The sequence below is a fragment of the Rhizobium sp. GR12 genome (assembly GCF_036596185.1).
Classification (GTDB): Bacteria; Pseudomonadota; Alphaproteobacteria; order Rhizobiales; family Rhizobiaceae; genus Agrobacterium; species Agrobacterium nepotum.
Genome location: NZ_JASXTH010000005.1, coordinates 214,140 through 238,137, shown reverse-complemented (window position 1 = coordinate 238,137; position 23,998 = coordinate 214,140). Strand labels below are relative to the sequence as shown.

Below are 23,998 nucleotides of genomic sequence, written 5' to 3'. Positions count from 1 at the left end.
GGACCTGAGCATCATGGGGCATTCGAACTACGCAATACCAGCCCCTGACGAGCGAAATCACGGCGGTGTCAGTCGCCATCATTCCATCATCGCAAGACGGAAAAACCGCCGGAAGAACTGTTATTCTCAAGAGGGATTGTGCGCAGAAGTAAAATAAAAATCAACAAATTCTTAAGCCAGAAATACATAACCTGAGAAATATGGTTAAATATACAAAGCTGGCACAATATAGTTCCGTGAAAGATTGAACTCAGCGTATTATTCAACTTGAGCTTTATTAGGCCATCCTGATTTCACCCTTTCATTGCAAGGGGATAAAATACAGGCAAGGTCAGGGACTTATGACTTCTCCCGGTCAGCTTTTCGCATGATCGTCGCTACTGCGGAAAATCCGAAAAAGACGGTGCAGATTTTCAACGTCACGCGCCCGCGGAGCCGTTGTCAGGCGGCTGCCGCCACGACGCGGTTGCGACCGGTGTGTTTCGCCTCGTAGAGCGCCTTGTCGGCCTGCTTCAAAAGCTCGTCCGGCGCGCCGAAAGCGCCATTGCTGGTGGCAATGCCGAGCGAGGCCGTGATGCTCAATTCGCGATCGATGGAGCGAACGTAAAACGGCTTGTCCTCGATGATCGCCCTCAGGCGTTCGGCAACGCCTGCTGCAACCTCTATCGATGTATCAGGCATGACGACGACGAATTCCTCGCCGCCGTAACGGCAGGCAAGATCGGCGCCCCGCACCGTGCTGCGGATGCGCGCTGCGAATTCCCGCAGAACCTCGTCGCCAACATCGTGACCATAGGTATCGTTGACCAGCTTGAAGCGGTCTATATCGGTCATGCAAATGGAAATCGGGCGGCCACGGACGGCGGCGCGGTCGAAAAGTATCTTCAGATGATTGTCGAGATAACGGCGATTGTTGAGACCCGTCAGCCCGTCGACGATGGCAAGCTCCATCGTGTGCTGGAGATTGAGCCGCAGATGCTCGTTATAGCGCTTGCGCCTGATCTGCGTCAGGGACCGGGCGACCAGTTCGTTGGGATCGATCGGGCGAAGAATGTAATCGTTCACGCCAAGATCGAGCGCACGCGCCACCATGTCGTCCGCCCCCTGCTCCGCCACCAGAAGCAGCGGCAGGAAACGGGTGCGCTCCAGCGAGCGAAGCTGCGAACACAGTCTCAGCGGGTCGTAGTCCTCGAAATTGGAATTGACGATGACGAGTTCGAACGGGTTGCTCGCAGCCTTGAGCAGGGCCGCCTGTGGCTCGGTGACGGCATCCACCTCGGCAACCGGCTTCAGTGCCCTGATGATGCGCTCCTGCGAGCTGGCGCGGCCATCCGCGACCAGAACACGGCCAGGCGTCTGCATGAGGCCGTCACTGCGCAACATCTCCTCGATGCCTATCTCCCGCGCGGTTTCGGCCCGCAGCCGCAATTCATCGCTGACGGCCTTGAGACGCACGAGGCTTTTGACACGGGCGATCAGTTGCAGGTCATTGACCGGCTTGGTCAGAAAATCGTCCGCGCCGGCTTTCAGGCCGCGGACGCGGTCGGACGGCTGATCAAGAGCGGTGACCATGACGACAGGAATATGTGCCGTTTTCGAATTGGCCTTCAACCGTTCGCAGACCTCAAAACCGTCCATGCCCGGCATCATGATGTCGAGCAGAATGATATCGACCTGCTCCTCGTCGCAGATCGCCAGCGCCTTGAAACCGTCTTCGGCGGTGACGACGTCGAAATATTCCGCCACGAGCCGGGCTTCGAGAAGCTTCACGTTTGCGGGTATATCGTCAACAACCAGAACTCTCGCCGTCATAACCGTTCCCCAACCGCCTTAGGCATCGCCAAGATAAGTCTTGATGATTTCGATGAATTTCGGAACGGATATCGGTTTTGAGACATAGGCCTCGCATCCACCCTGACGAATACGCTCCTCATCGCCCTTCATGGCAAAGGCAGTGACCGCGATGACCGGGATGACATGCAGCTCGTCATCCTCCTTCAGCCACTTCGTCACCTCCAGCCCGGACACCTCCGGCAGCTGAATATCCATGAGAATGAGGTCCGGGCGGTGCTTGCGGGCCAGGTCCAGCGCTTCCATGCCGTTGCGCGTCTGGATCGTCGTATAACCAGACGCCTCGATCAGGTCGCGAAAGAGCTTCATGTTCAGCTCGTTGTCTTCGACTATCATGACCTGTTTGGGCATGGTGAGCAGTCCCCGTTTCGCTTTGAAACCTTCATCCAGACATATAGGTTGTCAGAGAACCGATTCCATCGTCCATTTGTTGCGCAAGGCTAGAACGATTTGGTTTCAAAATAGGTAACTTCGGAAGAGAAATGCTGCGAGATACAAAAAACAAAGGCAATGCCGGAAAAGATCCGCAAGAAACGGCGGCCGCCATACTTGGCTGGCTGGCAAACGAACCGGAAATGCTGGGGCGTTTTCTGGCGCTGAGCGGATTGCAGGCCAATTTGCTGCGCCAGGCCGCCCACGATCCCGGTTTTCTGGCGGGGCTCACCGATTTTCTGATGAGCCACGAGCCCGACCTCATGGCCTTCTGCACGGCGACGGACACGGCACCCGAAACAGTGGCGGCCGCCTGGCACCATTTTTCCGGCCCGGGGCTGGATTCCGGTGAGTATTGACCGGTAGCCGGCAGAGCGATTCAGCGCTTCAGCAATGCGCGCGCATAGGATTCCAGAACGGCATTCATGCGTGTCTGGTATCCTTTGCCCGTGGATTTATAGGCCTCGACTACGGATTTCTTGACCCTCAGCGTAATCTGCTGCGTACCCTCCGGCTCCACGAGTTTTGCGCTTCTCCAAAAGCTCTCGTCGAGTTCGGGAATGTCGCTGTAATCTATCCTGTCGTCCGGCAAAGCCGCCAATTCCTCAAGACTCAGTTCTTTTTCGTATTTCTTCGTCATAACGTTTCCTTTCACGGCGGTTTGCCGGCCGGGCGGAGATGATGCGCGTTCGACCGGCGCGATCAGTGTGAATGACCGCCAGAAATGCTATCCCTTCGATCTGACCGATGGTGTGATAACGCATCTCACCGTAACCCGCGCGCTCATCCACCCATGACAAAACCGAACCCTCGAAGATTCGAATCGCCGTCTGGAACCCGACGCCATGCTTTCGGATGTTGGATCGGTTTTTCTCTTCGTCCCATTCGAACATGCGTAAAAAATCATCTACAATTGTAACTACAAATATGAACTAAAATCAAATAATTCTCTATCGCATGCAAGCTTTTCCTGCTCGCTCGAACTTGAGAAACCCCAAGTTTATCAGCACCACCACTTGAGCCGCAGTCTCCACCGGAGTAAGGTCGGCGACGTTCTGGTTTTGTTTTCAGCCCATGCCCACGTCGCACCACTATGATCCCGGTTTTTGCCGCGACTGCCTGGCCGGCCAGCCAGCGGGCATGAGGCGTTGCCGCGCCTGCGGCAGTCCGCGCCTCGTCTATCATGACGAACTCTACGATCTCAGCATCGCCCATATCGATTGCGACGCCTTTTACGCCTCCGTTGAAAAACGGGACAACCCCGAACTTGCCGACAAGCCGGTGATCATCGGCGGTGGAAAGCGCGGCGTGGTTTCGACCGCCTGTTACATTGCCCGCATTCAGGGCGTGCGCTCCGCCATGCCGATGTTCAAGGCGCTGGAGGCCTGCCCGGATGCGGTGGTCATCAAGCCGGATATGGAAAAATACAGCCGCGTCGGGCGACAGATCAGAACCATGATGCAGGATTTGACGCCGCTCGTGCAGCCGCTTTCCATTGACGAGGCGTTTCTCGATCTCTCCGGAACCGAGAGGCTGCATCACGATCCCCCGGCCCGGGTGCTGGCGAAATTCATCAAACTGGTGGAAAAAGAAGTGGGCGTGACCATCTCGGCGGGGCTGTCCTACTGCAAGTTTCTGGCCAAGGTCGCATCCGATCTGCAAAAGCCGCGAGGGTTTTCGGTGGTTGGCGAAGCGGAGGCGCTTTCCTTTCTGGCGGCGCGGCCTGTCACGACCATATGGGGCGTTGGAAAGGCCTTTGCGGCAACACTGGAGGCGGATGGCATCCGCATGGTCGCGCAGTTACAGGAAATGGAGGAAGGCGACCTGATGCGCCGTTACGGCGTGATGGGACAACGGCTGTTCCGGCTTTCGCGGGGCATCGACGAGCGGCATGTGCATAATAACGACCCGGCAAAAAGCGTGTCTTCCGAGACCACCTTCTTCAACGATATCTCCCGGCATGAGGATCTCGTGCCGATCCTGCGGTCGCTTTCCGAAAAAGTTGCCTGGCGGCTGAAGAAGAGCGGTATTTCCGGCCAGACCGTGGTGCTGAAATTGAAGACGGCCGATTTCAAGCTCCGCACCCGCAACCGCAAGCTGGATGACCCCACCCAGCTTGCCGACCGAATATTCCGCACCGGTCTTTCGCTGCTCGAAAAGGAAACAGACGGCACCAAATTCCGCTTGATCGGCATCGGCGTCAGCGACCTGCACGATGCGGGTCTTGCCGATCCTCCCGATCTCGTCGACAGGCAGGCGGAACGGCGGGCAGCGGCGGAAGCGGCCATGGACAAGCTGCGCGACAAGTTCGGCAAGGGCAGCGTCGAGACCGGCTACACTTTCGGCACGCGCAAATAGCGGCCCTCCCGCGCGCAAACGACGGGAGAACCTCACCGCAACACCCCTCCCATATTTTAGCACTTACACAAATTAGTGATGCGGCATCTGCCTCATCCTTAAACTTCATTAAACTTCGCGTGGTTGAGTAAACGAAGTTTTGTGCATGTGGTGTATTGCGTCATGTCTCTTCGCTTCCGTCTTCTGACCGGCATGCTGTCGGCCAGCATTCTTGCCTTTCCGGCGCTTGCCGCCGACAACAAGTCCCTGCAGATCGTCGTTTCGAAAAGCGATCAGTCGCTGGCCCTTTATGAAAACGGCGAGATCATTGCTACATCCAAGGTCTCCACCGGCAAGGCCGGGCACGAGACGCCGAGCGGCATTTTTTCGATTCTGGAAAAGCGCAAATACCACGAGTCGAACATCTATTCGGCCGCTCCCATGCCTTTCATGCAGCGGCTGACATGGTCCGGCATCGCGCTGCACGAAGGCAAGGTGCCGAATTATCCCGCCTCGCACGGTTGTGTGCGCCTGCCCCCGAAATTCGCGCAATCGCTGTTCCGCGATACACAATACGGCGTGCATGTCATCATCACCGACCGGCCGGTTTCGCTGCGCTTCATAGAGCATCCGGCGCTGTTTGAGCCACGCGACGATGTCGATGACGGCAAGCTGCTTCTGTCCGATGTCGAGTTGCGCCCTGCGACCTTCGATGCCGCGTTGGGCACGGTCGAGGTCGCCGTCAACGAAAAGACGCAATCCATCAGGCCGATGGCCAAGAGCAAGGAACCCTCCCCCTTGCGTATTCTCATTACGCGACGCGGTGAACGGGAAAAGGTCATGGACATCCAGGCCGTGCTGACCCGCCTCGGATTCGATGCGGGATCACCGGACGGTTATGCCGGGGAGATGACGATCAGCGCCATCAACGGTTTCAAGCGCTGGAAAGGGTTGAAAACCACCGGACCGCTTCTGACCGACGCCTTCGTGACCGCACTTTATGCTTCTGCCGGCGAAGATCATCCGCCAAACGGCCAGATCATGGTGCGTCAGGATTTCAAGCCGCTGTTCGAGGCTGCGATCAACATCAGGGATCCCGAGGTCGCGCTCGGAACCCATTTCTTCGAGGCCGTTTCCGTGGACCGTACAAAGGGGACCGCCGAATGGAACGGTGTGACCCTGGAAAATCATCTGCCGACGGCTGCCCGCAAGCGGCTTGGCATCACCGTTGCCGAGGCTCCAGGCAGCTTCGACCAGCTGAGCGCCGTACTCGGTCGCCTCGAAATACCAGTGGAGATACGCGCCCGCATTGAACAGGAGCTTTCAACCGGCAGCTCGATCACCGTCTCCGACCTCAGTCACCAGATGGAGACAGGCGCGGGAACGGACTTCATTACCGTGACGAAGGAAGCGCCGGTTTGAATGGCGGAGCTATTCCCCTTTTTCCTCAGCCGCAACACATCCCCATCATTCGCGACGTCATCCTCGGCCTTGTGCCGAGGATCTGCTAACGCCTCGTAAAATCGATAGGTTGCAGATGCTCGGGACAGGCCCGAGCATGACGGAGGAGAGGCTTTCGACCTTTGTCGTTCCCCTCCCAAAACCTCACACCATTTCGACATCGACAACGCCGGGGGCGGAGCGAAGTGCTGCGGCTATTTCCGGTGATATGCGGTATTTCTCCGTCAGTTCCACTTCGATCTCGCGGCTGCCCTCATCCTTGATGACGATGAAATAGACCGAGCCGTCACCTTTCGTGTTGAGGTGGCGGGCAACGGCCTTCAGCGGGCCGGAATCGCGCACATAAACCCTGAGCGCCTTCTGCATCTGCACGGATTTCTCCTCCAGCGATTGCGCCGTCTGGATGCGAAGGCCAATGCCTTCCGGGCGTTCTTCCGCCTGCACGGTGATAACAAGCGATTTACCCACCTCGAGCAGATCACGGAACTGGGCGAGCCCTTCGGAAAACAGCACCGCTTCATATTGGCCGGAGGCATCGGAGAAAGTGACGATGCCCATCTTGTTGCCGGTGCGGGTCTTGCGTTCCTGCTTGCCGGTAACGGTGCCGGCGAGGCGTCCGGCGGTCGCACCCTGTTTTACCGCCGCTGAAAAATCGGCGAAATTCTGCACCCGCAACTTTTCCAATACGGGGCGATAGGTATCGAGCGGATGGGCGGTGAGGTAAAAACCGAGCACCTGATATTCGCGCAGCAGCTTTTCCGAGGCGAGCCAGGTCTGGAAGGCCGGCAGGACGAGTTTTTCCGGACCGCTTGCGCCGCCGGAGCCGAACATATCCGACTGGCCGGTGACGCGGCTTTCCTGCGCACGCTGTGAATAACCGATGATACGGTCCAGCCCGCCGATCATCTCGGCGCGGTCGCGGCCGAAACAATCGAAAGCGCCGGCATTGATGAGGCTTTCCAGCACACGCCGGTTGATCTGCTTCGGATCGATCCGCAGGCAGAAATCCTCAAGGCTGGTGAACGGCTTGTCTTCGCGCACGGTGACGATGTGTTCGACCGCGCCCTCGCCTACGCCCTTGATGGCGGCCAGCGAATAATAGATGCGGTTTTCGCCCGTCTCGAACTGGCGGAAGGAAGTCTGCACCGAAGGTGCGACGACCTCGATGCCGAGACGCCCGGCATCCTGGCGGAAATCGTTGAGTTTTTCCGTATTCGCCATATCGAGCGTCATGGAGGCCGCCAGGAACTCCACCGGATAATGCGCCTTCATATAGGCGGTCTGATAGGAAACGATGGCGTAAGCGGCGGCATGGCTCTTGTTGAAGCCGTAATTGGCGAATTTCGCCAGGAGGTCGAAGATGGTGTTGGCCTGCGGCTTCGACACGCCGTTCTTGATCGCGCCGTCAACGAAACGCTCGCGCTGCTGGTCCATCTCCTCCTTGATCTTCTTGCCCATGGCGCGGCGCAGAAGATCGGCTTCGCCGAGCGAATAACCTGACAGAACCTGGGCGATCTGCATCACCTGTTCCTGATAGACGATAACGCCCTGCGTCTCCTTCAAGAGATGGTCGATGGTGGGATGGATCGACTCCAGTTCCTCCTCGCCATGTTTGCGGGCATTATAGACCGGGATATTCTCCATCGGACCCGGGCGATAAAGCGCCACCAGTGCGATGATGTCCTCGATGCAGTCCGGACGCATGCCGATCAGCGCCTTGCGCATGCCCGCACTTTCCACCTGGAACACGCCGATGGTCTCGCCGCGCGACAACATCTCGTAGGTTTTGACATCTTCCAGCGGGATTGCGGCGAGATCGACCTTGATGCCGCGCTTGGCGACGAAATCGACGGCCACCTTCAGCACCGTCAGCGTCTTCAGACCGAGAAAGTCGAATTTGACGAGGCCGGCGCTTTCCACCCATTTCATGTTGAACTGGGTAACCGGCATATCGGAGCGCGGATCGCGATACATCGGCACCAGCTTCGACAGCGGCCTGTCACCGATGACGATACCGGCGGCGTGGGTGGATGCGTGCCTGTAAAGCCCCTCGATCTTCTGGGCGATATCCAGCAGCCGGGCGACGACCGGTTCCTTGTCCGCCTCCTCCTGCAAGCGCGGCTCTTCCTCGATCGCTTTCGACAGCGGCGTCGGATTGGCCGGGTTATTGGGCACCAGCTTGCAGATCTTGTCCACCTGCCCATAGGGCATTTCCAGCACGCGGCCGACGTCGCGCAAGGCAGCGCGCGCCTGCAACGAACCGAAGGTGATGATCTGCGCCACCTGCTCGCGGCCATATTTGCGCTGCACGTAGCGGATCACCTCTTCACGGCGGTCCTGGCAGAAGTCGATATCGAAGTCCGGCATCGACACGCGTTCAGGATTGAGAAAACGTTCGAACAGCAGCGAGAAGCGCAGGGGATCGACATCGGTGATGGTCAGCGCATAGGCGACGAGCGAGCCTGCGCCCGAACCGCGGCCGGGGCCAACCGGAATATCCTGGAGCTTGGCCCATTTGATGAAGTCGGCAACGATCAGGAAATAACCGGGGAAACCCATGCGTTCGATGACGCCGAGTTCGAAATCCAGCCTGTCGCGATATTCCTGCTCGATGTAGCCCGGCGCCATGCCGAGGGCCGCAAGGCGATGATCGAGACCCTCGACGGCCTGACGGCGAAGCTCCTCGGCCTCTGCCCGCTGCGCCGCCTCCGGATCGTCGCTCGCACCGGTGAAACGCGGCAGGATCGGTCCGCGCTTCTTCAGCACAAAGGAGCAGCGCAACGCAATCTCGATGGTGTTTTCCAGCGCCTCGGGAATGTCGGCAAACAGCGCCGTCATCTCCTCACGGCTTTTCATATAATGATCGGGCGTCAGCCGGAACCGGCTGTCATCGGAAACGATGGCGTTATGCGCAACCGCCATCAAAGCATCATGCGCCTCGTAATCGGCCTTCGAAGGGAAAAACGCCTCATTGGTGGCGACGAGCGGAATATCGTGCTCATAGGCAAGCCCGATCATGCGCCGCTCATGGGCGCGATCATAACCGGACTGGCGCTGCAATTCGATATAGAGCCTGTCACCGAAGAGTGATTTCAGCGCCAGCAGGCGTTGTTTCGCCTGGGATGCGTGCCCTTCTTTCAGGGCCATATCCACCGGACCGCCCGAGGCGCCCGTCAGCACGATCAGCCCGGCATTGGAGGCTTCCTCCAGCCATGCGCGGGTAATATGCACGGACTGGCCACCGCTCTCGCCGTCCAGATAGGCGCGGCTGATCAAATCCACCAGCCGTTCGTACCCTTCGGCATTGGCGGCCAGAAGCACGATGGCTGGAAGTTTGGCAAGGTGGCTGTTGTGGTTGCGGCGATCATCCGCCGCATCCTGCATGTCGATAGACACCTGACAACCGATGATCGGCTGCAAGCCCTCGTCGCGCGCTTTTTCGGAAAATTCCAGCGCGACGAAAAGATTGTTGGTGTCGGCAATGGCAATGGCCGGCTGGCCGTCTGCAACGGCCTTGGACATGATTTTCTTGAGGGGTAATGCCCCCTCAAGCAGGGAGTAAGCGGAGTGAACCCGCAGATGGACGAAACCGGGTGTTTTCAGCGTTTCGTCAGAGTTTTCTCCACGCACAACCGTATCGCCCATATCATCGTCCTGTCATTCTGAATCGAGGGGACGATTTTCCGATTTCCGGCCTTCAAAGTCCACCGCCTTGCGGCGTCTATACAGGCTTCTGCGCCGGTGCGCCCTTCACAGCGCAGTGAGGATCACCGAAAAGCTGGCAACAAAGACAGCGATGGAAGCGAAAGCGGCAACGTCACGGATGAAATCAGTCATTGGTCTCTCCTTACTCGTTATGTTCTACCTTTGTTCTCATTTCGTTCGATTGTCAACAGGGTTCTGCTGATGTTCCTCTTGCTAACGCGACAGAATCGGCCGCGGTTCCGTCCGTAAGATCAGCAAGCCCCTGACTCCAAAGCGAAAAAACCCGGAGGCGAAAAACGCGTCCGGGTTCGAAAAATTTCAATTGTGGAAGGACGTCCGGTCTCCGCGAGACTCACCGCTTCGAAACGGATCGGTCGCGATGATCGCCTTATGCCGTCACGATCAGAAATCGACGATCTTGCCGTCGGCGAGCGTCACACGGCGATCCATGCGGTTGGCAAGTTCGTGATTGTGGGTGGCGATCAACGCCGCAAGGCCGGACTGGCGCACCAGCGCCTCCAGCGCGTCGAACACATAATGCGCGGTCTCGGGATCGAGATTGCCGGTCGGCTCGTCGGCGAGTAGCAGAAGCGGCGCATTGGCAACGGCGCGCGCAATGGCCACACGCTGCTGTTCGCCGCCGGAAAGTTCGGATGGGCGATGTTCGCCACGATGGCCGACGCGCATGTAGTCAAGCAGCGCACTGGCGCGCTTGCGGGCCTCGTCCTGCGTCAAACCGGCGATGAGCTGCGGCATCATCACATTCTCCACCGCCGTAAACTCCGGCAGCAGATGATGGAACTGATAGACGAAACCGATGTCGCTGCGGCGGATCGCGGTGCGCTTTTCGTCACCCAGACCGTTGCAGGGCGCGTCATTGATGAAGACCTCACCGGCGTCTGGATGTTCCAGCAGCCCGGCCAGATGCAGCAGCGTGGATTTGCCGGTGCCCGAGGGGGCGACAAGCGCCACCATCTCACCGCTCTTCAATTCGAAATCGGCCTTGCGCAGAATAGAAAGCGACGTCTCGCCCTGACCATAGGTCCTCTCGACGCCGGTAAGCCGCAGCACTGTTTTTTTTGCCATATTGCGAAGCGGTCCTTATTCGTAACGCAGGGCCTGCACCGGATCGAGCTTGGAAGCCCGCCATGCCGGAAAGATGGTTGCCAGGAAAGAAAGCGTCAGCGCCATGATGACGACGGTAATGGTCTCGCTGAGATCCATTTCGGCCGGAAGCTGGCTGAGGAAATAAAGCTGCGGATCAAACAGCACCGTGCCTGACACCCAGGAGAAGAACTGCCGGATGGATTCCACGTTGAGGCAGACAAGGACGCCGAGTCCAACGCCGGCAAAGGTGCCGACGGTACCGATCGCCGCCCCCGTCATGAAGAAGATACGCATGACAGCGCCGGAACTGGCGCCCATGGTGCGCAGGATGGCGATATCGCTGCCCTTGTCCTTCACCAGCATGATGAGACCGGAAATGATGTTGAGCGCCGCCACCAGAACGATGAGGGTGAGGATCATGAACATCACGTTTCTCTCCACCTGCAGGGCGGAGAAGAAGGTCTGGTTCCGCTGTCTCCAGTCGGTGATATAGATCTGCCGTTCGGCCGCCTGCTCCACCAGCGGCCGGATGCCGTCGATATTGTCGGGGTGGCTGACGTAAAGCTCGATGGACTGGACGATGCCTTCGGCGTTGAAATAGAGCTGGGCTTCGGAAAGCGGCATATAGATCATCGACGCATCATATTCCGACATGCCGATCTCGAAGACACCGGAAATCTTGTAGGATTTGACGCGCGGGTTGACCCCCATCGGCGTCACATCGCCTTCCGGCGAAATGAGGGTGATATCGTCGCCCGCCGTCACGCCCAGCTGGGAAGCAAGCCTTGAGCCGACCAGAACCCCGTCTCCGGCCATGAAGCCGACCAGATCGCCGGTCTTGATGTTGGTGGCGACTTCCTTGATCTTGTCGATATCCTCCTGGCGCACGCCGCGCACCAGCGCGCCGGAGCCGGCGCCGCCGCGACCGGAGGCCAAAGTCTGGCCCTCCACCAACGGCAGGGCCATGGTGACACCCGGAACGGCGGAGAATTTCTTCGCCAGCTCATCGTAATTGTTGAAGGGCTGATCGATCGGCTGAACGATCATATGACCGTTGATGCCGAGAATGCGCGAAATCAGCTCGGTGCGGAAACCGTTCATGACAGCCATGACGATGATGAGCGTCGCCACGCCCAGCATGATGCCGACGAAGGAAAAGCCGGCGATGACGGAAATGAACGCTTCCTTGCGCCGCGACCGCAGATAGCGCCAGGCCACCATGCGCTCGAAAGCGGAAAACGGCCGGGCGGTCCTTTCCCGGGCGGAAGGAGCCGCACCCTTGTCAGCCTCGGCTTTTGCCATGTCGTCTCCCTGATCTGGACTTGCAAGGCCGGTTTTCTCGAGAAACCGGGCCCCGTTTTTGCGGATCATGATCTAAACAATAAAGTCGGAGCGGATTTCCGGTGAAAACCGCTCCTCACTCTTCACCATTCCGCTCTTAGCCGAGCACCTTGTTCATTGCCGCCTCGATTGTGACGGTTTCACGTTCACCGGTCTTGCGGCTCTTCACCTCGACTTCGCCGTTCGCAACCGAACGCGGACCGACGATGATCTGCATCGGCACGCCGATGAGGTCGGCGGTCGCGAATTTCTGGCCCGCACGGTCGTCGGTGTCGTCGTAAAGGACATCCTTGCCCGCGTTGGAGAGCGAGTAATACAGCTTTTCGCAAGCTGCATCACAGGCCGCGTCACCTGCCTTCATGTTGATAATGACGACATCGAAAGGAGCGACCGAATCCGGCCAGATGATTCCGTTCTCGTCATGCGATGCTTCAATGATGGCGGGAACAAGGCGTGTCGGGCCGATGCCGTAGGAACCCATGTGAACAGGATGTTCCTTGCCGTCCGCGCCCTGCACCTTGGCACCCATCGGTTCGGAATATTTGGTACCGAAATAGAAGATGTGGCCGACTTCGATGCCGCGCGCGGAAAGGCGCTCGCTATCGGGAATGGCGTCATAAGCGGCCTCGTCGTGCATTTCCGAGGTTGCGGCATAATCGGCCGTCCACTCGTTGAAAACACCCTGAAGGGCTGCGACATCGTCGAAATCGGTATTGTCGGCGGGAATGGCACGGTCGAGGAAGCTCTTGTGGCAGAAGACTTCGGATTCGCCGGTATCGGCCAGAATGATGAATTCGTGGCTGTGATTGCCGCCGATCGGGCCGGTATCGGCACGCATGGGAATGGCGCGCAGGCCAAGGCGCTCGAAGGTGCGCAGGTAAGCCACGAACATCTTGTTATAGGAGTGGATCGCGTCTTCCTTGGTCAGGTCGAAGGAATAGGCGTCCTTCATCAGGAACTCACGCGAACGCATCGTGCCGAAACGGGGACGCACCTCGTCGCGGAACTTCAGCTGGATATGGTAGAGGTTCAGCGGCAGGTTCTTGTAAGACTTCACATAGGAACGGAAGATGTCGGTGATCATCTCCTCATTGGTCGGGCCGTAGAGCATCTGGCGGTCCTGACGGTCCTTGATGCGCAGCATTTCCTTGCCGTAATCGTCATAGCGGCCGCTCTCCTGCCACAGCTCGGCGGTCTGCAATGTCGGCATCAGAAGCTCGATGGCGCCCGAACGGTCCTGCTCCTCGCGGATGATCTTATTGACCTTGTCGAGCACGCGCTTGCCGAGCGGCAGCCAGGAATAGATGCCGGCCGATTGCTGCCGGATCATGCCCGCGCGCAGCATGAGGCGATGGGAGACGATCTCCGCTTCCTTGGGATTTTCCTTCAGGATGGGCATGAAATAACGGCTGAGACGCATGACGGCTTCCATTGGTGTGGGCGACGACGCGCAAAGGCGCGGGAATCGCCCCGAATAGAGGGATATTGGCGCCGTACATAGCCGTTTCCGACCAAGAAGAAAACCCGCCATGAAAAGAGCGGCTGGAGCGATTTCGTGGCATTTTCGCGATAGCTAATTCGCGTCAAAACGCTTTGGCTGGAATATTATTCTTGATCCGGTGCGACAAATTGCATCACAGGGAATTTTTTGCCGACTGTAACAAATATGCAAAAAATGAGATGACAAGCATGGGTGATTGGGCTAGTTTTAGCTTACAAAAGAGGCAGGAAGTCTAAATTCTTGCCGTTTTCGCGGTCAGTCTTGGGAGGATTAGATCTTAGGCGCGCTTGTCGCAGCCCCGGCAACGGTTACAGATCACGCGAAACCTGAAAAACAAGGCTGAAACGCCTTGTTTTTTTTTGATTCACACACACAGGCACCGCTCCGGATCGTTATTCCGGTAAAATTGTGGCCGTGAATCAGCCGCAAGACACGCACATTCGTGTTTGCACGACAGATATGACATCCATATGACAGTCTGATGCGCCTCTTGGCGAAACGGTCGCGGCACAGATGTGCAGCCTGGTGCCTTAAATCACGGCAGGAAGCGACCGCGTTGCAAGATTTTGCGGGCACGGCATAAGGGTTGCCGCGCAGCCTGCGCGACCTGCTTCAGTCGAAAACCGGAATAATTCTCGGCAGATCGTCCAGGCTGACGCCGAACCACCAGGTTCCGCCGTACCAGACGCCACAGATCAAGGCCGATATCAGGGTCGTCCACAGCACGATCCGCCCACCCCTGAACCGGGAGGGCGCGCTGGCGACCGTGCCGAGCGCCACTTCGCCCTCTTCCTCCTGGGTACGAAGGCCGATCGGCAACACAACGAAAAGCACCGTCCACCAGACGATGAAATAAATGGCGAAGACCGAAAGAAGCGGCATGACGTCCTCCTGCGCAATGCGTCCCTTGTAACGCATTCATCCACGAACCGGAATCACTTCCCCCGCAAGAAGCGTAAAAAGCCGCAGAGGGGAGCGACAAGGGCGGCGACCCCTCATGGATATGAGGGGCGCGACTGTTTTGAAGCCCGGGCTTTTCCGGCTCAGACCTTCGTGACGAAAACCGTCACGATCGGCTTCTTGCCCCATGCCTGGTTGGCGGCGGCACGCACGGCGCGGCGCACCGCTTCGCGCAACAGCGCCAGATCCTTGCGGCGGGCGCGCGGAATGCTTTCCACGGCGCCGAGAACGGCGTCATAAAGCGTATCTTCCATATCCTCGCCCTCGTCGTCGAATTCCGGCAGGCCAAAAGGCACGACATCCGGATCGCCGAGAAAATCGAAACGGCTGTCCAGCAGCACGTTGACGGAGACATGGCCCGCGAAGGAAAGCTTGCGACGATTGCTGATCCCCATCTCGTCCAGGTCGCCGATGAGGTTGCCGTCCTTGAAGACGCGGCCATGCGGCGCGTCATTGATGACTTCGGCAGGACCGGGCGCCAGACGCAGAATATTGCCGTTACGAACCTTCGGCACCTGCGAAATGCCAGCCTGTTCGGCCAGCTCCTTCTGCGCCACCAGATGCGCCGCCTCGCCATGCACCGGCACGAGGATTTGCGGCTTCGTCCATTCGTACATCCTCAGAAGCTCGTTGCGACGCGGATGGCCGGAGACATGCACCAGGGCCTCATTGTCGGTAACGATATGGATGCCCTGCTCTATCAGGCCGTTCTTGATCTCGATGATCGCCTTTTCGTTGCCGGGAATGGCGCGCGAGGAAAACACTACCGTGTCACCGGCAGCGAGCGCCACATTGCGCATCTCGTCGCGCGAGAGCTTGGCGAGAGCCGCCCGAGGTTCGCCCTGAGAGCCGGTGAGAATGACGACGACCTTGTTGCGCGGAATATAGCCATATTCATCCTCAGCCAGGAACGGCTTGATGCCTTCCATGATGCCGAGATCCTGCGAGACGTTGACGACGCGCTTCAGCGACGAGCCGAGCAGAAGCACTTCACGGCCCGCCGCCTCGGCGGCCTGGGCGATGGAGCGGATACGCCCGACATTGGAGGAGAACGTGGTGATGGCCACGCGACCCTCGGCACTTTCGATGATCTGCCGCAGACCTTCGGAAACCTCGTGTTCGGAAGGCGACACGCCGTCGCGAAGGGAGTTGGTGCTATCGCACATCAGCGCCAGAACGCCCTCTTCGCCGATGGCGCGGAAGCGGGCCTCATCCGTCAACGGCCCGAGCGACGGCGCGTCGTCGATCTTCCAGTCACCCGTGTGGATGACATTGCCGAGCGGCGTGCGGATGACCAGCGACATGGGTTCGGGGATGGAATGGTTGACGCCGACGGCCTCGATTTCGAAGGGACCGACATTGATGCGATCGCCCGCCTTGAACGGAGTGATCGGAATTTCGGCACGGCTGCCCTCATAGGCGCGCTTCGCCTCCAGCATGCCGGCGGTGAAACCCGAGGCGTAGACCGGCACGTTGAGGCCAGGCCACAGGTCGTTCAGCGCACCGTAGTGGTCCTCATGGGCGTGGGTGATGATGATGCCTTTGAGGTTCTTCTTCTGCTCGGCGATATAGCTGATATCGGGCAGAACCAGATCGACGCCCGGCAGATCGAGACCGGCAAAAGTCACGCCGCAATCCACCATGATCCATTGGCGCTTGCTCTCCGGCCCGTAGCCGTACAGCGCCAGATTCATGCCGATTTCCCCGACGCCGCCAAGCGGCAAAAATACCAGTTCGTCCTGTTTAGCCATTGTTTTTCTTATCCATTCATGAAAGCGCGCGGGCGACGGCGATATGCCGCGCCCATCCGCCCGTTTAAGAGCATCGGACCTGTTAAACCATCTGATCGACCGGGCCGATGCGGAACCGGTCTGCCACCACCCTGCTTTTCATGAGCCGCAGGAAAGCTCCAACCTGTGGGAAGAGGCTCGGCACGATCTTTCGAAGCCGCGCCGTTCACCTCATCCAAAAAACACGTCGCCGGCGGCGATGGAGCGCCTGACGCCCTCGTCCTCATCCAGCAGCAGATAACCATTATCATCAATTCCGACGAAACGCCCGCCGATCGAGCGGTCCGGGAAATTGACGGTGATGTGTTCGCCGATACCGCAGGCGGCCGCCCGCCAGCCGGCCATGACACCGGAAACGCCCCTGCCCTCATCCCAGTCTTGCAGCACCTCCGCCGTCTCGCGGAACAGATGCGCGAACAGCTCGTCGGGAGAACACGACGCGCCATGCTCGGACAGCATGGTAACGGGATAAAGCGGGTTTTCAGGCTTGTGGGCGATATTGATGCCAATGCCGATGACGATGGCGCGTCGCCCGTCCGGCAGCAGTTCGGCCTCCATCAGAATACCGCAGGTCTTTTTGCGGCCGATCAGCACGTCGTTCGGCCATTTGATCTCAAGCGGCTCGCCACCTGCAGGTAAAACCGCGCGGACGGCGCGGTAAACGGCAAGCGCGAAGGCAAGCGGCAAAGACCCTATGCGGTCCATCGGAGCGGGATCGATGAGAAGAAGCGAGGCGTAGAGATTGCCGGGTTCGGAAACCCATGGCCGACCACGACGGCCGCGCCCGCCGGTCTGGCGGATGGCGGTGATCCATAGATTGCCACCATCGCCTGCCCGCGCCCGGGCAAAACAGTCTATATTGGTCGATGGCGTTTCCGCCATCGCCTCGTGCCGGAAATCATCGATGGACATCCGGCCCGTATGTTTTTGCGTGCTGCTCAAAAGAACGTCTTTGCCGCAACCGTGACCGCATTGCCAAGCGCACCGCCGAAGACGACGAAGCCGACAACGAACAGTCCCGAGAGCGCATAAACAATCTTCAGTTCGCCGGCCGGACGCTCGAAGCTGCCCTTGGCTTCATCGAACCACATGACCTTGACGACGCGGATATAATAATATGCGCCGACGACCGAACCGATGACACCGATGATGGCGAGCGGATAGAGCTTCGCCTCGATGGCGGCGAGGAAGACGTAATACTTGCCGAAGAAGCCGGCGAGCGGCGGGATGCCGGCAAGCGAGAACATCAGGATCGTCAGAACAACCGCCATGAAGGGGTTGGTGGACGAAAGTCCGGCCAGATCCTCGACATTTTCGACGTTGCCAATTTCCTTGCGGCGCATAGAGAGAATGCAGGCGAAGGTGCCGAGCGTCATGACCATGTAGATGGTCATGTAGAGAATGACGCCAGAAATACCGGCCTCGGTGCCGGCCGCGAGACCAACCAGCGCATAACCCATGTGACCGATGGAGGAATAGGCCATCAGGCGCTTGATGTTCTTCTGGCCGATCGCGGCAAACGAGCCGAGCAGCATCGATGCGATGGAGATGAAGACGACGATCTGCTGCCAGTCGGCAAAGATCGGCTGGAAAGCCTCGACAACGACGCGAACGAGGATGGCCATGGCGCCGATCTTCGGTGCGGCGGACAGGAAGGCGGTAACCGGGGTCGGCGCGCCTTCATAAACATCCGGCGTCCACATGTGGAACGGCACGGCGGAAATCTTGAACGCCAGACCGGCCAGCACGAAGACGAGGCCGAAGACCAGGCCGAGCGAGCGGGTTTCCGAGGCCAGAACCTGCGCGATTTCGGTAAAGCCGGTATTGCCGGTGAAGCCGTAAACCAGCGACATGCCGTAAAGCAGCATGCCGGAGGAGAGTGCGCCGAGAACGAAATATTTCAGGCCCGCTTCCGTGGAGCGCAGGCTTTCCCGGTTGATGGCGCAGACGACGTAGAGCGCCAGCGACTGCAACTCCAGCGCCATATAAAGCGAGATCATGTTGTTGGCCGAAATCATCAGCAGAATGCCGAGGGTGGCCAGCACCAGAAGCACCGGATATTCGAACCGGCCGACCGGTTCGAAACGGCTCTGGCCGACAGAAAGGATCATGGCGGTGATCGAGCCGATCAGCGCCAGGATCTTCATGAAATTGCCGAAGGCATCGGCGACGTAAACACCGCCGAAGGCCAAACCCGAAGCGGGCGCAAAGACGATCCAGAGACCGACGACGAGCAGCAGGGCCACGGAAAGGCCTGTGACCGTCGTTGTCGACTTGTCGCCCGAGAAGACGCCAATCATGAGCAGCGCCAGCGCGCCGACCGCAAGGATCAGCTCGGGCGTCGCAATGTGCAGACTGGCAAAAAGAATTTCAGCGGTCATGTCCAACGGGTCCTGTCGTCAATTCATCGAGAGCGCAACATTTTGCGCCGCCTGCAATGCAGCCGTATAGTTGTTTACCAGAAGATCGACCGATGCGGCGGTGGCATCGAAAACCGGAGCCGGATAGACGCCGAAGAAGATCGTCAGCGCAACCAGCGGATAAAGGATGACCTTTTCGCGGGTCGACAGATCGAGCATCGATTTCAGGCTTTCCTTCTCGAGCGCACCGAAGATCACGCGGCGGTAGAGCCACAGCGCATAAGCAGCCGAGAGGATGACGCCGGTTGCCGCAAACAGCGCGACCAGCGAGTTGGCGCGGAATACGCCGACCAGCGTCAGGAATTCACCGACAAAGCCGGAGGTGCCGGGCAAACCGACATTGGCCATGGTGAAGATCATGAAGGCGACGGCATATTTCGGCATGTTGTTCACGAGACCGCCATAGGCGGAAATCTCGCGAGTGTGCAGCCGGTCGTAAACGACGCCGACGCAGAGGAAGAGCGCGCCGGAGACGATGCCGTGCGACAGCATCTGGAAGATCGCGCCCTGCACGCCCTGCACATTGGCGGCGAAGATGCCCATGGTCACGTAACCCATGTGGGCAACGGAGGAGTAGGCGATCAGCTTCTTGATGTCATCCTGCATCATCGCCACCAGCGAGGTGTATATGATGGCGAGAACCGACAGCGTGAAGACGAAGGGGGCGAAATAATCCGACGCCAAGGGGAACATCGACAGCGAGAAACGGATGAAACCGTAACCGCCGAGCTTCAGCATGACGCCGGCAAGGATGACCGAACCGGCGGTCGGCGCCTGAACGTGGGCGTCCGGCAGCCAGGTATGCACCGGCCACATCGGCATCTTGACCGAGAAGGCCGCAAAACAGGCAAGCCAGAGCCAGGTCTGCATGCCGGCCGGGAAGCCGTATTTCAGAAGTTCGGTCATATCTGTCGTACCGGACTGCCAGTACATCGCCATGATGGCGAGCATGGTCAGAACCGAACCGAGCAGCGTGTAGAGGAAAAACTTGTAGGATGCGTAGACGCGATCCTTGCCGCCCCAGACACCGATGATGATGAACATCGGGATCAGCGTCGCCTCGAAGAAGACGTAGAACAGAACCGTATCCAGCGCCACAAAGACGCCGATCATGACGACTTCCAGAAGCAGGAAGGCGATCATGTATTCCTTGATGCGCTTTTCAATCGACTGCCAGCTTGCCAGCACGCAGAAGGGCATGAGGAAGGTGGTGAGGACGACGAACAGCATGGAGATGCCGTCGACGCCCAGATGATAGGCGGCGATGTTGCCGAACCAGGCGTGTTTTTCGACCATCTGGAAACCGGGGTTCGAATTATCGAAGCCGATCCAGACGAACAGCGACACCAGGAAGGTGAAAACGGTCGTCAGCAGCGAGACGTTGAGAATGTTGCGGCGCCCGAAAGGGCCGTTCTCGTTGGTCAGCAGCAAGAGCACCACGCCGACGAGCGGCAGAAAGGTGACCGTTGAAAGAATGGGCCAATCGGTCATCAGAGGGCACTCCCAAGCATCATCCAGGTGACAAGCGCCGCGATGCCGATCAGCATCGCAAAGGCATAATGATAAAGGTAACCGGATTGCAGGCGGACCATGCGGTTGGTCACGTCAACCACACGCGCTGCAATGCCGTTCGGTCCATAATGGTCGATGACGGCCACGTCGCCCTTCTTCCACAGGAAGCGGCCAAGCGCCTTTGCGGAACGAACGAAGAGGAAGTCGTAAAGTTCGTCGAAGTACCACTTGTTCAGAAGGAACTGGTAGAGGCCACGATGGGTCTCAGCCAGACGCTTCGGCGTCTCCGGCGACTTGATATACATGTACCATGCGGTCACGAAACCAAGCGCCATGGCGAAGAACGGGCTCCACTTGACCCACAGCGGCACGTGGTGGAACTCTTCGAGGATCTCGTTTTCCGGAAGCATGAACAGAGCCCCCTTCCAGAATTCGGCATATTCCTCGCCGAAGAAATGACCTTCGAAAAGAACGCCGGCAAAGATCGCGCCGATCGTGAGGATGAAAAGCGGGATCAGCATGACCATCGGCGATTCATGCACATGGTGCATCACATCAGCCGAAGCGCGCGGCTTGCCGAAGAAGGTCATGAACGCCAGGCGCCAGGAATAGAAGCTGGTGAACAGCGCCGCAATGACCAGCAGCGTGAAGGCGAAGCCTGACAGCACCGAATGGGACGCGTAAGCGGATTCGATGATGACATCCTTCGAGAAGAAGCCGGCAAAACCGATCATCGTGCCGGGAATGCCGACGCCTGTCAGCGCCAGCGTGCCGACGGTCATGGTCCAGAAGGTGATGGGGATATGCTTGCGCAGGCCACCCATGTAACGCATGTCCTGTTCGCCATCGACGGCGTGGATGACGGAACCGGCGCACAAGAACAGCAGGGCCTTGAAGAAGGCGTGCGTGAACAGGTGGAACACGGCCGCGCCATAAGCGCCGACGCCGAGCGCCACGAACATGTAACCGAGCTGCGAGCAGGTCGAATAGGCGATAACGCGCTTGATGTCGTTCTGCACGAGACCAACGGTCGCCGCGAAGAAGGCGGTGATCGCGCCGATCAGCGTCACGACGGTCAGCGCAGTCGGCGACAGTTCAAACAGCGGCGACATGCGGGCGACGAGAAAGACACCGGCGGTAACCATGGTTGCGGCGTGAATGAGGGCAGACACCGGGGTCGGGCCTTCCATCGCGTCCGGCAGCCAGGTGTGCAGCAGGAACTGCGCCGATTTACCCATCGCGCCCATGAAGAGCAGCAGGCAGACGCCCGTCATCGCATTGGCCTTGTCGAGATGCATGCCGAACAGGTTGATGACGGTTTCGGTGGAGGCAGCGCCTTCGGCCGGCAGATAGGTGCTGGCGGCGGCAAAAACCGTCTCCAGATTGATCGAGCCGAACAGCACGAAGATGCCTGATATGCCGAGGATGAAGCCGAAGTCGCCGACGCGGTTGACGATGAACGCCTTCATGGCGGCAGCAGAAGCGGAAGGCTTCTTGAACCAGAAACCGATCAGCAGATAGGACGCGAGACCCACGCCTTCCCAGCCGAAGAACATCTGCAGCAGGTTGTCGGAGGTCACCAGCATCAGCATGGCGAAGGTAAACAGCGAAAGATAGGCGAAGAAGCGCGGACGATGCGGATCGTGGTGCATGTATCCGATCGAATAGAGATGCACCAGCGTCGAGACCGTGTTGACGACGACGAACATGACGGCCGTCAGCGTATCGATGCGGAAGGCCCATTCAACGTCGATGCCGCCGGACTGGATCCAGCGCAGCACGGTGACCTTGATCACCTCGCCCGGTTCGCCATGGGCGAGTGCGACACTAAAGAAGACGACCCACGACAGGATGGCGACCACGATCATCAGACCGGTGGTGACATATTCCGAGGCCTTGGCGCCGATCGACCGGCCAAACAGGCCGGCGATCAGGAAACCGATCAGGGGAAGAAAGACGATAGCCTTGTAGATCATAGCCTTATCAGCCCTTCATCATATTGACGTCTTCAACGGCGATCGATCCGCGGTTGCGGTAGAAGACAACGAGTATTGCAAGACCGATGGCCGCTTCGGCGGCTGCGACGGTCAGAATGAAAAGTGCGAAGACCTGGCCGACGATGTCGTTCAGGAAAGCCGAGAACGCCACCATGTTGATGTTGACCGCAAGCAGGATAAGCTCGATCGACATGAGGATGACGATGACGTTCTTCCGGTTGAGAAAGATACCGAAGACGCCGATCGTGAAGAGGATGGCGCTGACCGTCAGGTAGTGGGAAAGACCGATTACCATAGTGTGTTTCCTTGAATCCGTTCGCGCCTTCAGATGCCCTGGCCCGGCTTGACCTTGACCGTGGTGACGGCGGTCTTCGGGTCACGGCCGACCTGCGTGGATATATCCTGCCGCTTGATGTCGGTGCGATGACGCAACGTCAGCACGATAGCGCCGATCATGGCCACCAGCAGCACGAGACCGGCCAGCTGGAAGAAGTAGACGTAATTGGTATAGAGCACGTCGCCCAGCGCCGCCGTATTGGTGCGCACGGCCGGCGGCGGGATCGGCATGGTGATCGATTTCGCCGCCTGCGGGTTGAGCACGCTGCCGCCGACAACGACGATCAGCTCGGCCGCGAGGATCACGCCGATCAGCGCGCCGACCGGGGCGTATTGCAGCACACCGGAACGCAGCTCTGCGAAATCCACATCCAGCATCATGACGACGAAGAGGAAGAGCACCGCCACCGCACCGACATAGACCACCAGCAGGATCATGCCGAGGAACTCGGCTCCCGTCAGCAGGAACAACGCCGCTGCGTTGAAGAAGGTCAAAATCAGAAACAGCACCGAATGAACAGGGTTCTTCGATGCGATGACCATGAACGCAGACGCCACGGCGACGAAAGCGAAAATATAAAAGAATACAGCGTGCAGACCCATGTTGGTGCCTTTTTGTCCTCATCCGGGCGAAGATGGCGCAAAAGCCCCCCTCACCCGTTTCGTCCCCGCCGGCGAAAACCGTGCAGGCTTTTTACTCTTTCTTCGCTTCCCGGGGTCTCCCCCGAAAAGACGGTCGCGCCTTAACGGTAAGGCGCATCCAGTGCGAGGTTGCGTGCGATTTCACGCTCCCAGCGGTCGCCATTGTCGAGAAGCTTCTGCTTGTCGAAATAAAGCTCCTCGCGGGTTTCCGTCGCGAATTCGAAGTTCGGGCCCTCGACGATGGCATCGACCGGGCAAGCCTCCTGGCAGAAACCGCAATAGATGCACTTCACCATGTCGATGTCGTAACGCACCGTGCGGCGGGTGCCGTCGTTGCGGCGCGGGCCGGCTTCGATGGTGATCGCCTGAGCGGGACAGATCGCTTCACACAGCTTGCAGGCGATGCAACGCTCTTCGCCGTTCGGATAACGGCGCAGCGCATGTTCGCCACGGAAGCGCGGAGACACCGGGCCTTTTTCGAAAGGATAGTTCACCGTCGCCTTCTGCTTGAAGAAGTGACGCATCGTCAGGAAGATCGCACCGACGAACTCCTTGAGGAACAGTGAATTGACGGCTTGGGAAAGGCTTGCCATCTCAAACTCCAGA

20 protein-coding genes are annotated in these 23,998 nt (G+C 58.7%); 3 read left to right on the top strand and 17 right to left on the bottom strand.

Going from position 1 to position 23,998, the window contains the following annotated elements; translation table 11 throughout:
- Nucleotides 1–441: 441 nt before the first annotated feature.
- Complete coding sequence (locus QSK43_RS10905; protein WP_045018665.1) at nt 442–1,812, bottom strand: PleD family two-component system response regulator; 1,371 nt, start codon at nt 1,810–1,812, stop codon at nt 442–444.
- An 18-nt stretch (nt 1,813–1,830) separates the two neighbouring features.
- Nucleotides 1,831–2,202, bottom strand: a complete 372-nt coding sequence (locus QSK43_RS10900; protein ID WP_003496409.1) for a response regulator — start codon at nt 2,200–2,202, stop codon at nt 1,831–1,833.
- A 131-nt stretch (nt 2,203–2,333) separates the two neighbouring features.
- Here QSK43_RS10900 and QSK43_RS10895 point away from each other — a divergent pair, with 131 nt between their 5' ends.
- Nucleotides 2,334–2,642 (top strand): DUF3572 domain-containing protein, encoded by a 309-nt coding sequence (locus QSK43_RS10895; RefSeq protein ID WP_332303469.1) that lies wholly within the window; start codon nt 2,334–2,336, stop codon nt 2,640–2,642.
- A gap of 20 nt (nt 2,643–2,662) precedes the next feature.
- Here the strand turns inward: QSK43_RS10895 and QSK43_RS10890 are convergent, their stop codons facing one another.
- Both QSK43_RS10890 and QSK43_RS10885 read right to left on the bottom strand, forming a co-directional pair.
- Nucleotides 2,663–2,923, bottom strand: coding sequence for a BrnA antitoxin family protein (locus QSK43_RS10890; RefSeq protein WP_332303468.1), 261 nt, complete (start codon nt 2,921–2,923; stop codon nt 2,663–2,665).
- Nucleotides 2,889–3,176 (bottom strand): BrnT family toxin, encoded by a 288-nt coding sequence (locus QSK43_RS10885; RefSeq protein WP_332303467.1) that lies wholly within the window; start codon nt 3,174–3,176, stop codon nt 2,889–2,891. The genes QSK43_RS10890 and QSK43_RS10885 overlap by 35 nt, the downstream gene beginning before the upstream one ends.
- Nucleotides 3,177–3,357: 181 nt before the next feature.
- On the opposite strand from QSK43_RS10885, the gene QSK43_RS10880 reads away from it, so the two are divergent.
- Both QSK43_RS10880 and QSK43_RS10875 read left to right on the top strand, forming a co-directional pair.
- A complete protein-coding gene (locus tag QSK43_RS10880; protein WP_332303466.1) occupies nt 3,358–4,641 on the top strand; it encodes a DNA polymerase IV in 1,284 nt (427 codons plus the stop codon).
- A 162-nt stretch (nt 4,642–4,803) separates the two neighbouring features.
- Complete coding sequence (locus QSK43_RS10875) at nt 4,804–6,042, top strand: L,D-transpeptidase family protein (RefSeq protein ID WP_332303465.1); 1,239 nt, start codon at nt 4,804–4,806, stop codon at nt 6,040–6,042.
- A gap of 183 nt (nt 6,043–6,225) precedes the next feature.
- Here the strand turns inward: QSK43_RS10875 and dnaE are convergent, their stop codons facing one another.
- The 13 genes from dnaE to nuoI all read right to left on the bottom strand — a co-directional run bounded on the left by dnaE (nt 6,226) and on the right by nuoI (nt 23,985).
- Nucleotides 6,226–9,726, bottom strand: a complete 3,501-nt coding sequence (gene dnaE / locus QSK43_RS10870; protein ID WP_332303464.1) for a DNA polymerase III subunit alpha — start codon at nt 9,724–9,726, stop codon at nt 6,226–6,228.
- 462 nt (nt 9,727–10,188) lie between these two features.
- Nucleotides 10,189–10,872: an ABC transporter ATP-binding protein gene (locus QSK43_RS10865; RefSeq protein WP_332303463.1), complete on the bottom strand. Its 684-nt coding sequence runs from the start codon at nt 10,870–10,872 to the stop codon at nt 10,189–10,191.
- 15 nt (nt 10,873–10,887) lie between these two features.
- Nucleotides 10,888–12,195, bottom strand: a complete 1,308-nt coding sequence (locus QSK43_RS10860; RefSeq protein ID WP_045018827.1) for a lipoprotein-releasing ABC transporter permease subunit — start codon at nt 12,193–12,195, stop codon at nt 10,888–10,890.
- 136 nt (nt 12,196–12,331) lie between these two features.
- Complete coding sequence (gene proS / locus QSK43_RS10855) at nt 12,332–13,654, bottom strand: proline--tRNA ligase (protein WP_332303462.1); 1,323 nt, start codon at nt 13,652–13,654, stop codon at nt 12,332–12,334.
- Between the two features lie 693 nt (nt 13,655–14,347).
- The gene (locus QSK43_RS10850; protein ID WP_045018678.1) at nt 14,348–14,653 is read right to left on the bottom strand and encodes a DUF1467 family protein; all 306 of its coding nucleotides are present in this window, start codon (nt 14,651–14,653) and stop codon (nt 14,348–14,350) included.
- Between the two features lie 125 nt (nt 14,654–14,778).
- Nucleotides 14,779–16,446: a ribonuclease J gene (locus tag QSK43_RS10845; protein ID WP_045018680.1), complete on the bottom strand. Its 1,668-nt coding sequence runs from the start codon at nt 16,444–16,446 to the stop codon at nt 14,779–14,781.
- Between the two features lie 210 nt (nt 16,447–16,656).
- On the bottom strand, nt 16,657–17,397 hold the full coding sequence (locus QSK43_RS10840; protein ID WP_332303461.1) for a biotin--[acetyl-CoA-carboxylase] ligase: 741 nt from the start codon (nt 17,395–17,397) through the stop codon (nt 16,657–16,659).
- Between the two features lie 26 nt (nt 17,398–17,423).
- A complete protein-coding gene (gene nuoN, locus QSK43_RS10835; RefSeq protein WP_045018831.1) occupies nt 17,424–18,866 on the bottom strand; it encodes an NADH-quinone oxidoreductase subunit NuoN in 1,443 nt (480 codons plus the stop codon).
- A gap of 18 nt (nt 18,867–18,884) precedes the next feature.
- Nucleotides 18,885–20,396 carry an NADH-quinone oxidoreductase subunit M gene (locus QSK43_RS10830; RefSeq protein ID WP_332303460.1) on the bottom strand — a complete coding sequence of 504 codons (1,512 nt, stop codon included), beginning with the start codon at nt 20,394–20,396 and terminating at the stop codon, nt 18,885–18,887.
- Nucleotides 20,396–22,393: an NADH-quinone oxidoreductase subunit L gene (gene nuoL / locus QSK43_RS10825; protein ID WP_045018686.1), complete on the bottom strand. Its 1,998-nt coding sequence runs from the start codon at nt 22,391–22,393 to the stop codon at nt 20,396–20,398. Before nuoL ends, QSK43_RS10830 begins: the two co-directional genes overlap by 1 nt.
- 7 nt (nt 22,394–22,400) lie before the next feature.
- Nucleotides 22,401–22,709 carry an NADH-quinone oxidoreductase subunit NuoK gene (gene nuoK / locus QSK43_RS10820; RefSeq protein WP_003502389.1) on the bottom strand — a complete coding sequence of 103 codons (309 nt, stop codon included), beginning with the start codon at nt 22,707–22,709 and terminating at the stop codon, nt 22,401–22,403.
- A gap of 29 nt (nt 22,710–22,738) precedes the next feature.
- Complete coding sequence (locus QSK43_RS10815; RefSeq protein WP_045018688.1) at nt 22,739–23,353, bottom strand: NADH-quinone oxidoreductase subunit J; 615 nt, start codon at nt 23,351–23,353, stop codon at nt 22,739–22,741.
- A gap of 140 nt (nt 23,354–23,493) precedes the next feature.
- Complete coding sequence (gene nuoI / locus QSK43_RS10810; protein ID WP_003502385.1) at nt 23,494–23,985, bottom strand: NADH-quinone oxidoreductase subunit NuoI; 492 nt, start codon at nt 23,983–23,985, stop codon at nt 23,494–23,496.
- Nucleotides 23,986–23,998: the final 13 nt, after the last annotated feature.

What these genes read in the sequence shown, in the direction of transcription:
- nuoK (WP_003502389.1), bottom strand. Translation starts at nt 22,709, where the DNA reads ATGGTAATCGGTCTTTCCCACTACCTGACGGTCAGCGCCATCCTCTTC.
- QSK43_RS10885 (WP_332303467.1), bottom strand. Translation starts at nt 3,176, where the DNA reads ATGTTCGAATGGGACGAAGAGAAAAACCGATCCAACATCCGAAAGCAT.
- proS (WP_332303462.1), bottom strand. Translation starts at nt 13,654, where the DNA reads ATGCGTCTCAGCCGTTATTTCATGCCCATCCTGAAGGAAAATCCCAAG.
- QSK43_RS10875 (WP_332303465.1), top strand. Translation starts at nt 4,804, where the DNA reads ATGTCTCTTCGCTTCCGTCTTCTGACCGGCATGCTGTCGGCCAGCATT.
- QSK43_RS10895 (WP_332303469.1), top strand. Translation starts at nt 2,334, where the DNA reads ATGCTGCGAGATACAAAAAACAAAGGCAATGCCGGAAAAGATCCGCAA.
- QSK43_RS10905 (WP_045018665.1), bottom strand. Translation starts at nt 1,812, where the DNA reads ATGACGGCGAGAGTTCTGGTTGTTGACGATATACCCGCAAACGTGAAG.
- QSK43_RS10865 (WP_332303463.1), bottom strand. Translation starts at nt 10,872, where the DNA reads ATGGCAAAAAAAACAGTGCTGCGGCTTACCGGCGTCGAGAGGACCTAT.
- nuoI (WP_003502385.1), bottom strand. Translation starts at nt 23,985, where the DNA reads ATGGCAAGCCTTTCCCAAGCCGTCAATTCACTGTTCCTCAAGGAGTTC.
- QSK43_RS10830 (WP_332303460.1), bottom strand. Translation starts at nt 20,396, where the DNA reads ATGACCGATTGGCCCATTCTTTCAACGGTCACCTTTCTGCCGCTCGTC.
- QSK43_RS10850 (WP_045018678.1), bottom strand. Translation starts at nt 14,653, where the DNA reads ATGCGTTACAAGGGACGCATTGCGCAGGAGGACGTCATGCCGCTTCTT.
- QSK43_RS10845 (WP_045018680.1), bottom strand. Translation starts at nt 16,446, where the DNA reads ATGGCTAAACAGGACGAACTGGTATTTTTGCCGCTTGGCGGCGTCGGG.
- nuoN (WP_045018831.1), bottom strand. Translation starts at nt 18,866, where the DNA reads ATGACCGCTGAAATTCTTTTTGCCAGTCTGCACATTGCGACGCCCGAG.
- QSK43_RS10840 (WP_332303461.1), bottom strand. Translation starts at nt 17,397, where the DNA reads ATGTCCATCGATGATTTCCGGCACGAGGCGATGGCGGAAACGCCATCG.
- QSK43_RS10890 (WP_332303468.1), bottom strand. Translation starts at nt 2,923, where the DNA reads ATGACGAAGAAATACGAAAAAGAACTGAGTCTTGAGGAATTGGCGGCT.
- QSK43_RS10900 (WP_003496409.1), bottom strand. Translation starts at nt 2,202, where the DNA reads ATGCCCAAACAGGTCATGATAGTCGAAGACAACGAGCTGAACATGAAG.
- QSK43_RS10860 (WP_045018827.1), bottom strand. Translation starts at nt 12,195, where the DNA reads ATGGCAAAAGCCGAGGCTGACAAGGGTGCGGCTCCTTCCGCCCGGGAA.
- QSK43_RS10880 (WP_332303466.1), top strand. Translation starts at nt 3,358, where the DNA reads ATGCCCACGTCGCACCACTATGATCCCGGTTTTTGCCGCGACTGCCTG.
- QSK43_RS10815 (WP_045018688.1), bottom strand. Translation starts at nt 23,353, where the DNA reads ATGGGTCTGCACGCTGTATTCTTTTATATTTTCGCTTTCGTCGCCGTG.
- nuoL (WP_045018686.1), bottom strand. Translation starts at nt 22,393, where the DNA reads ATGATCTACAAGGCTATCGTCTTTCTTCCCCTGATCGGTTTCCTGATC.
- dnaE (WP_332303464.1), bottom strand. Translation starts at nt 9,726, where the DNA reads ATGGGCGATACGGTTGTGCGTGGAGAAAACTCTGACGAAACGCTGAAA.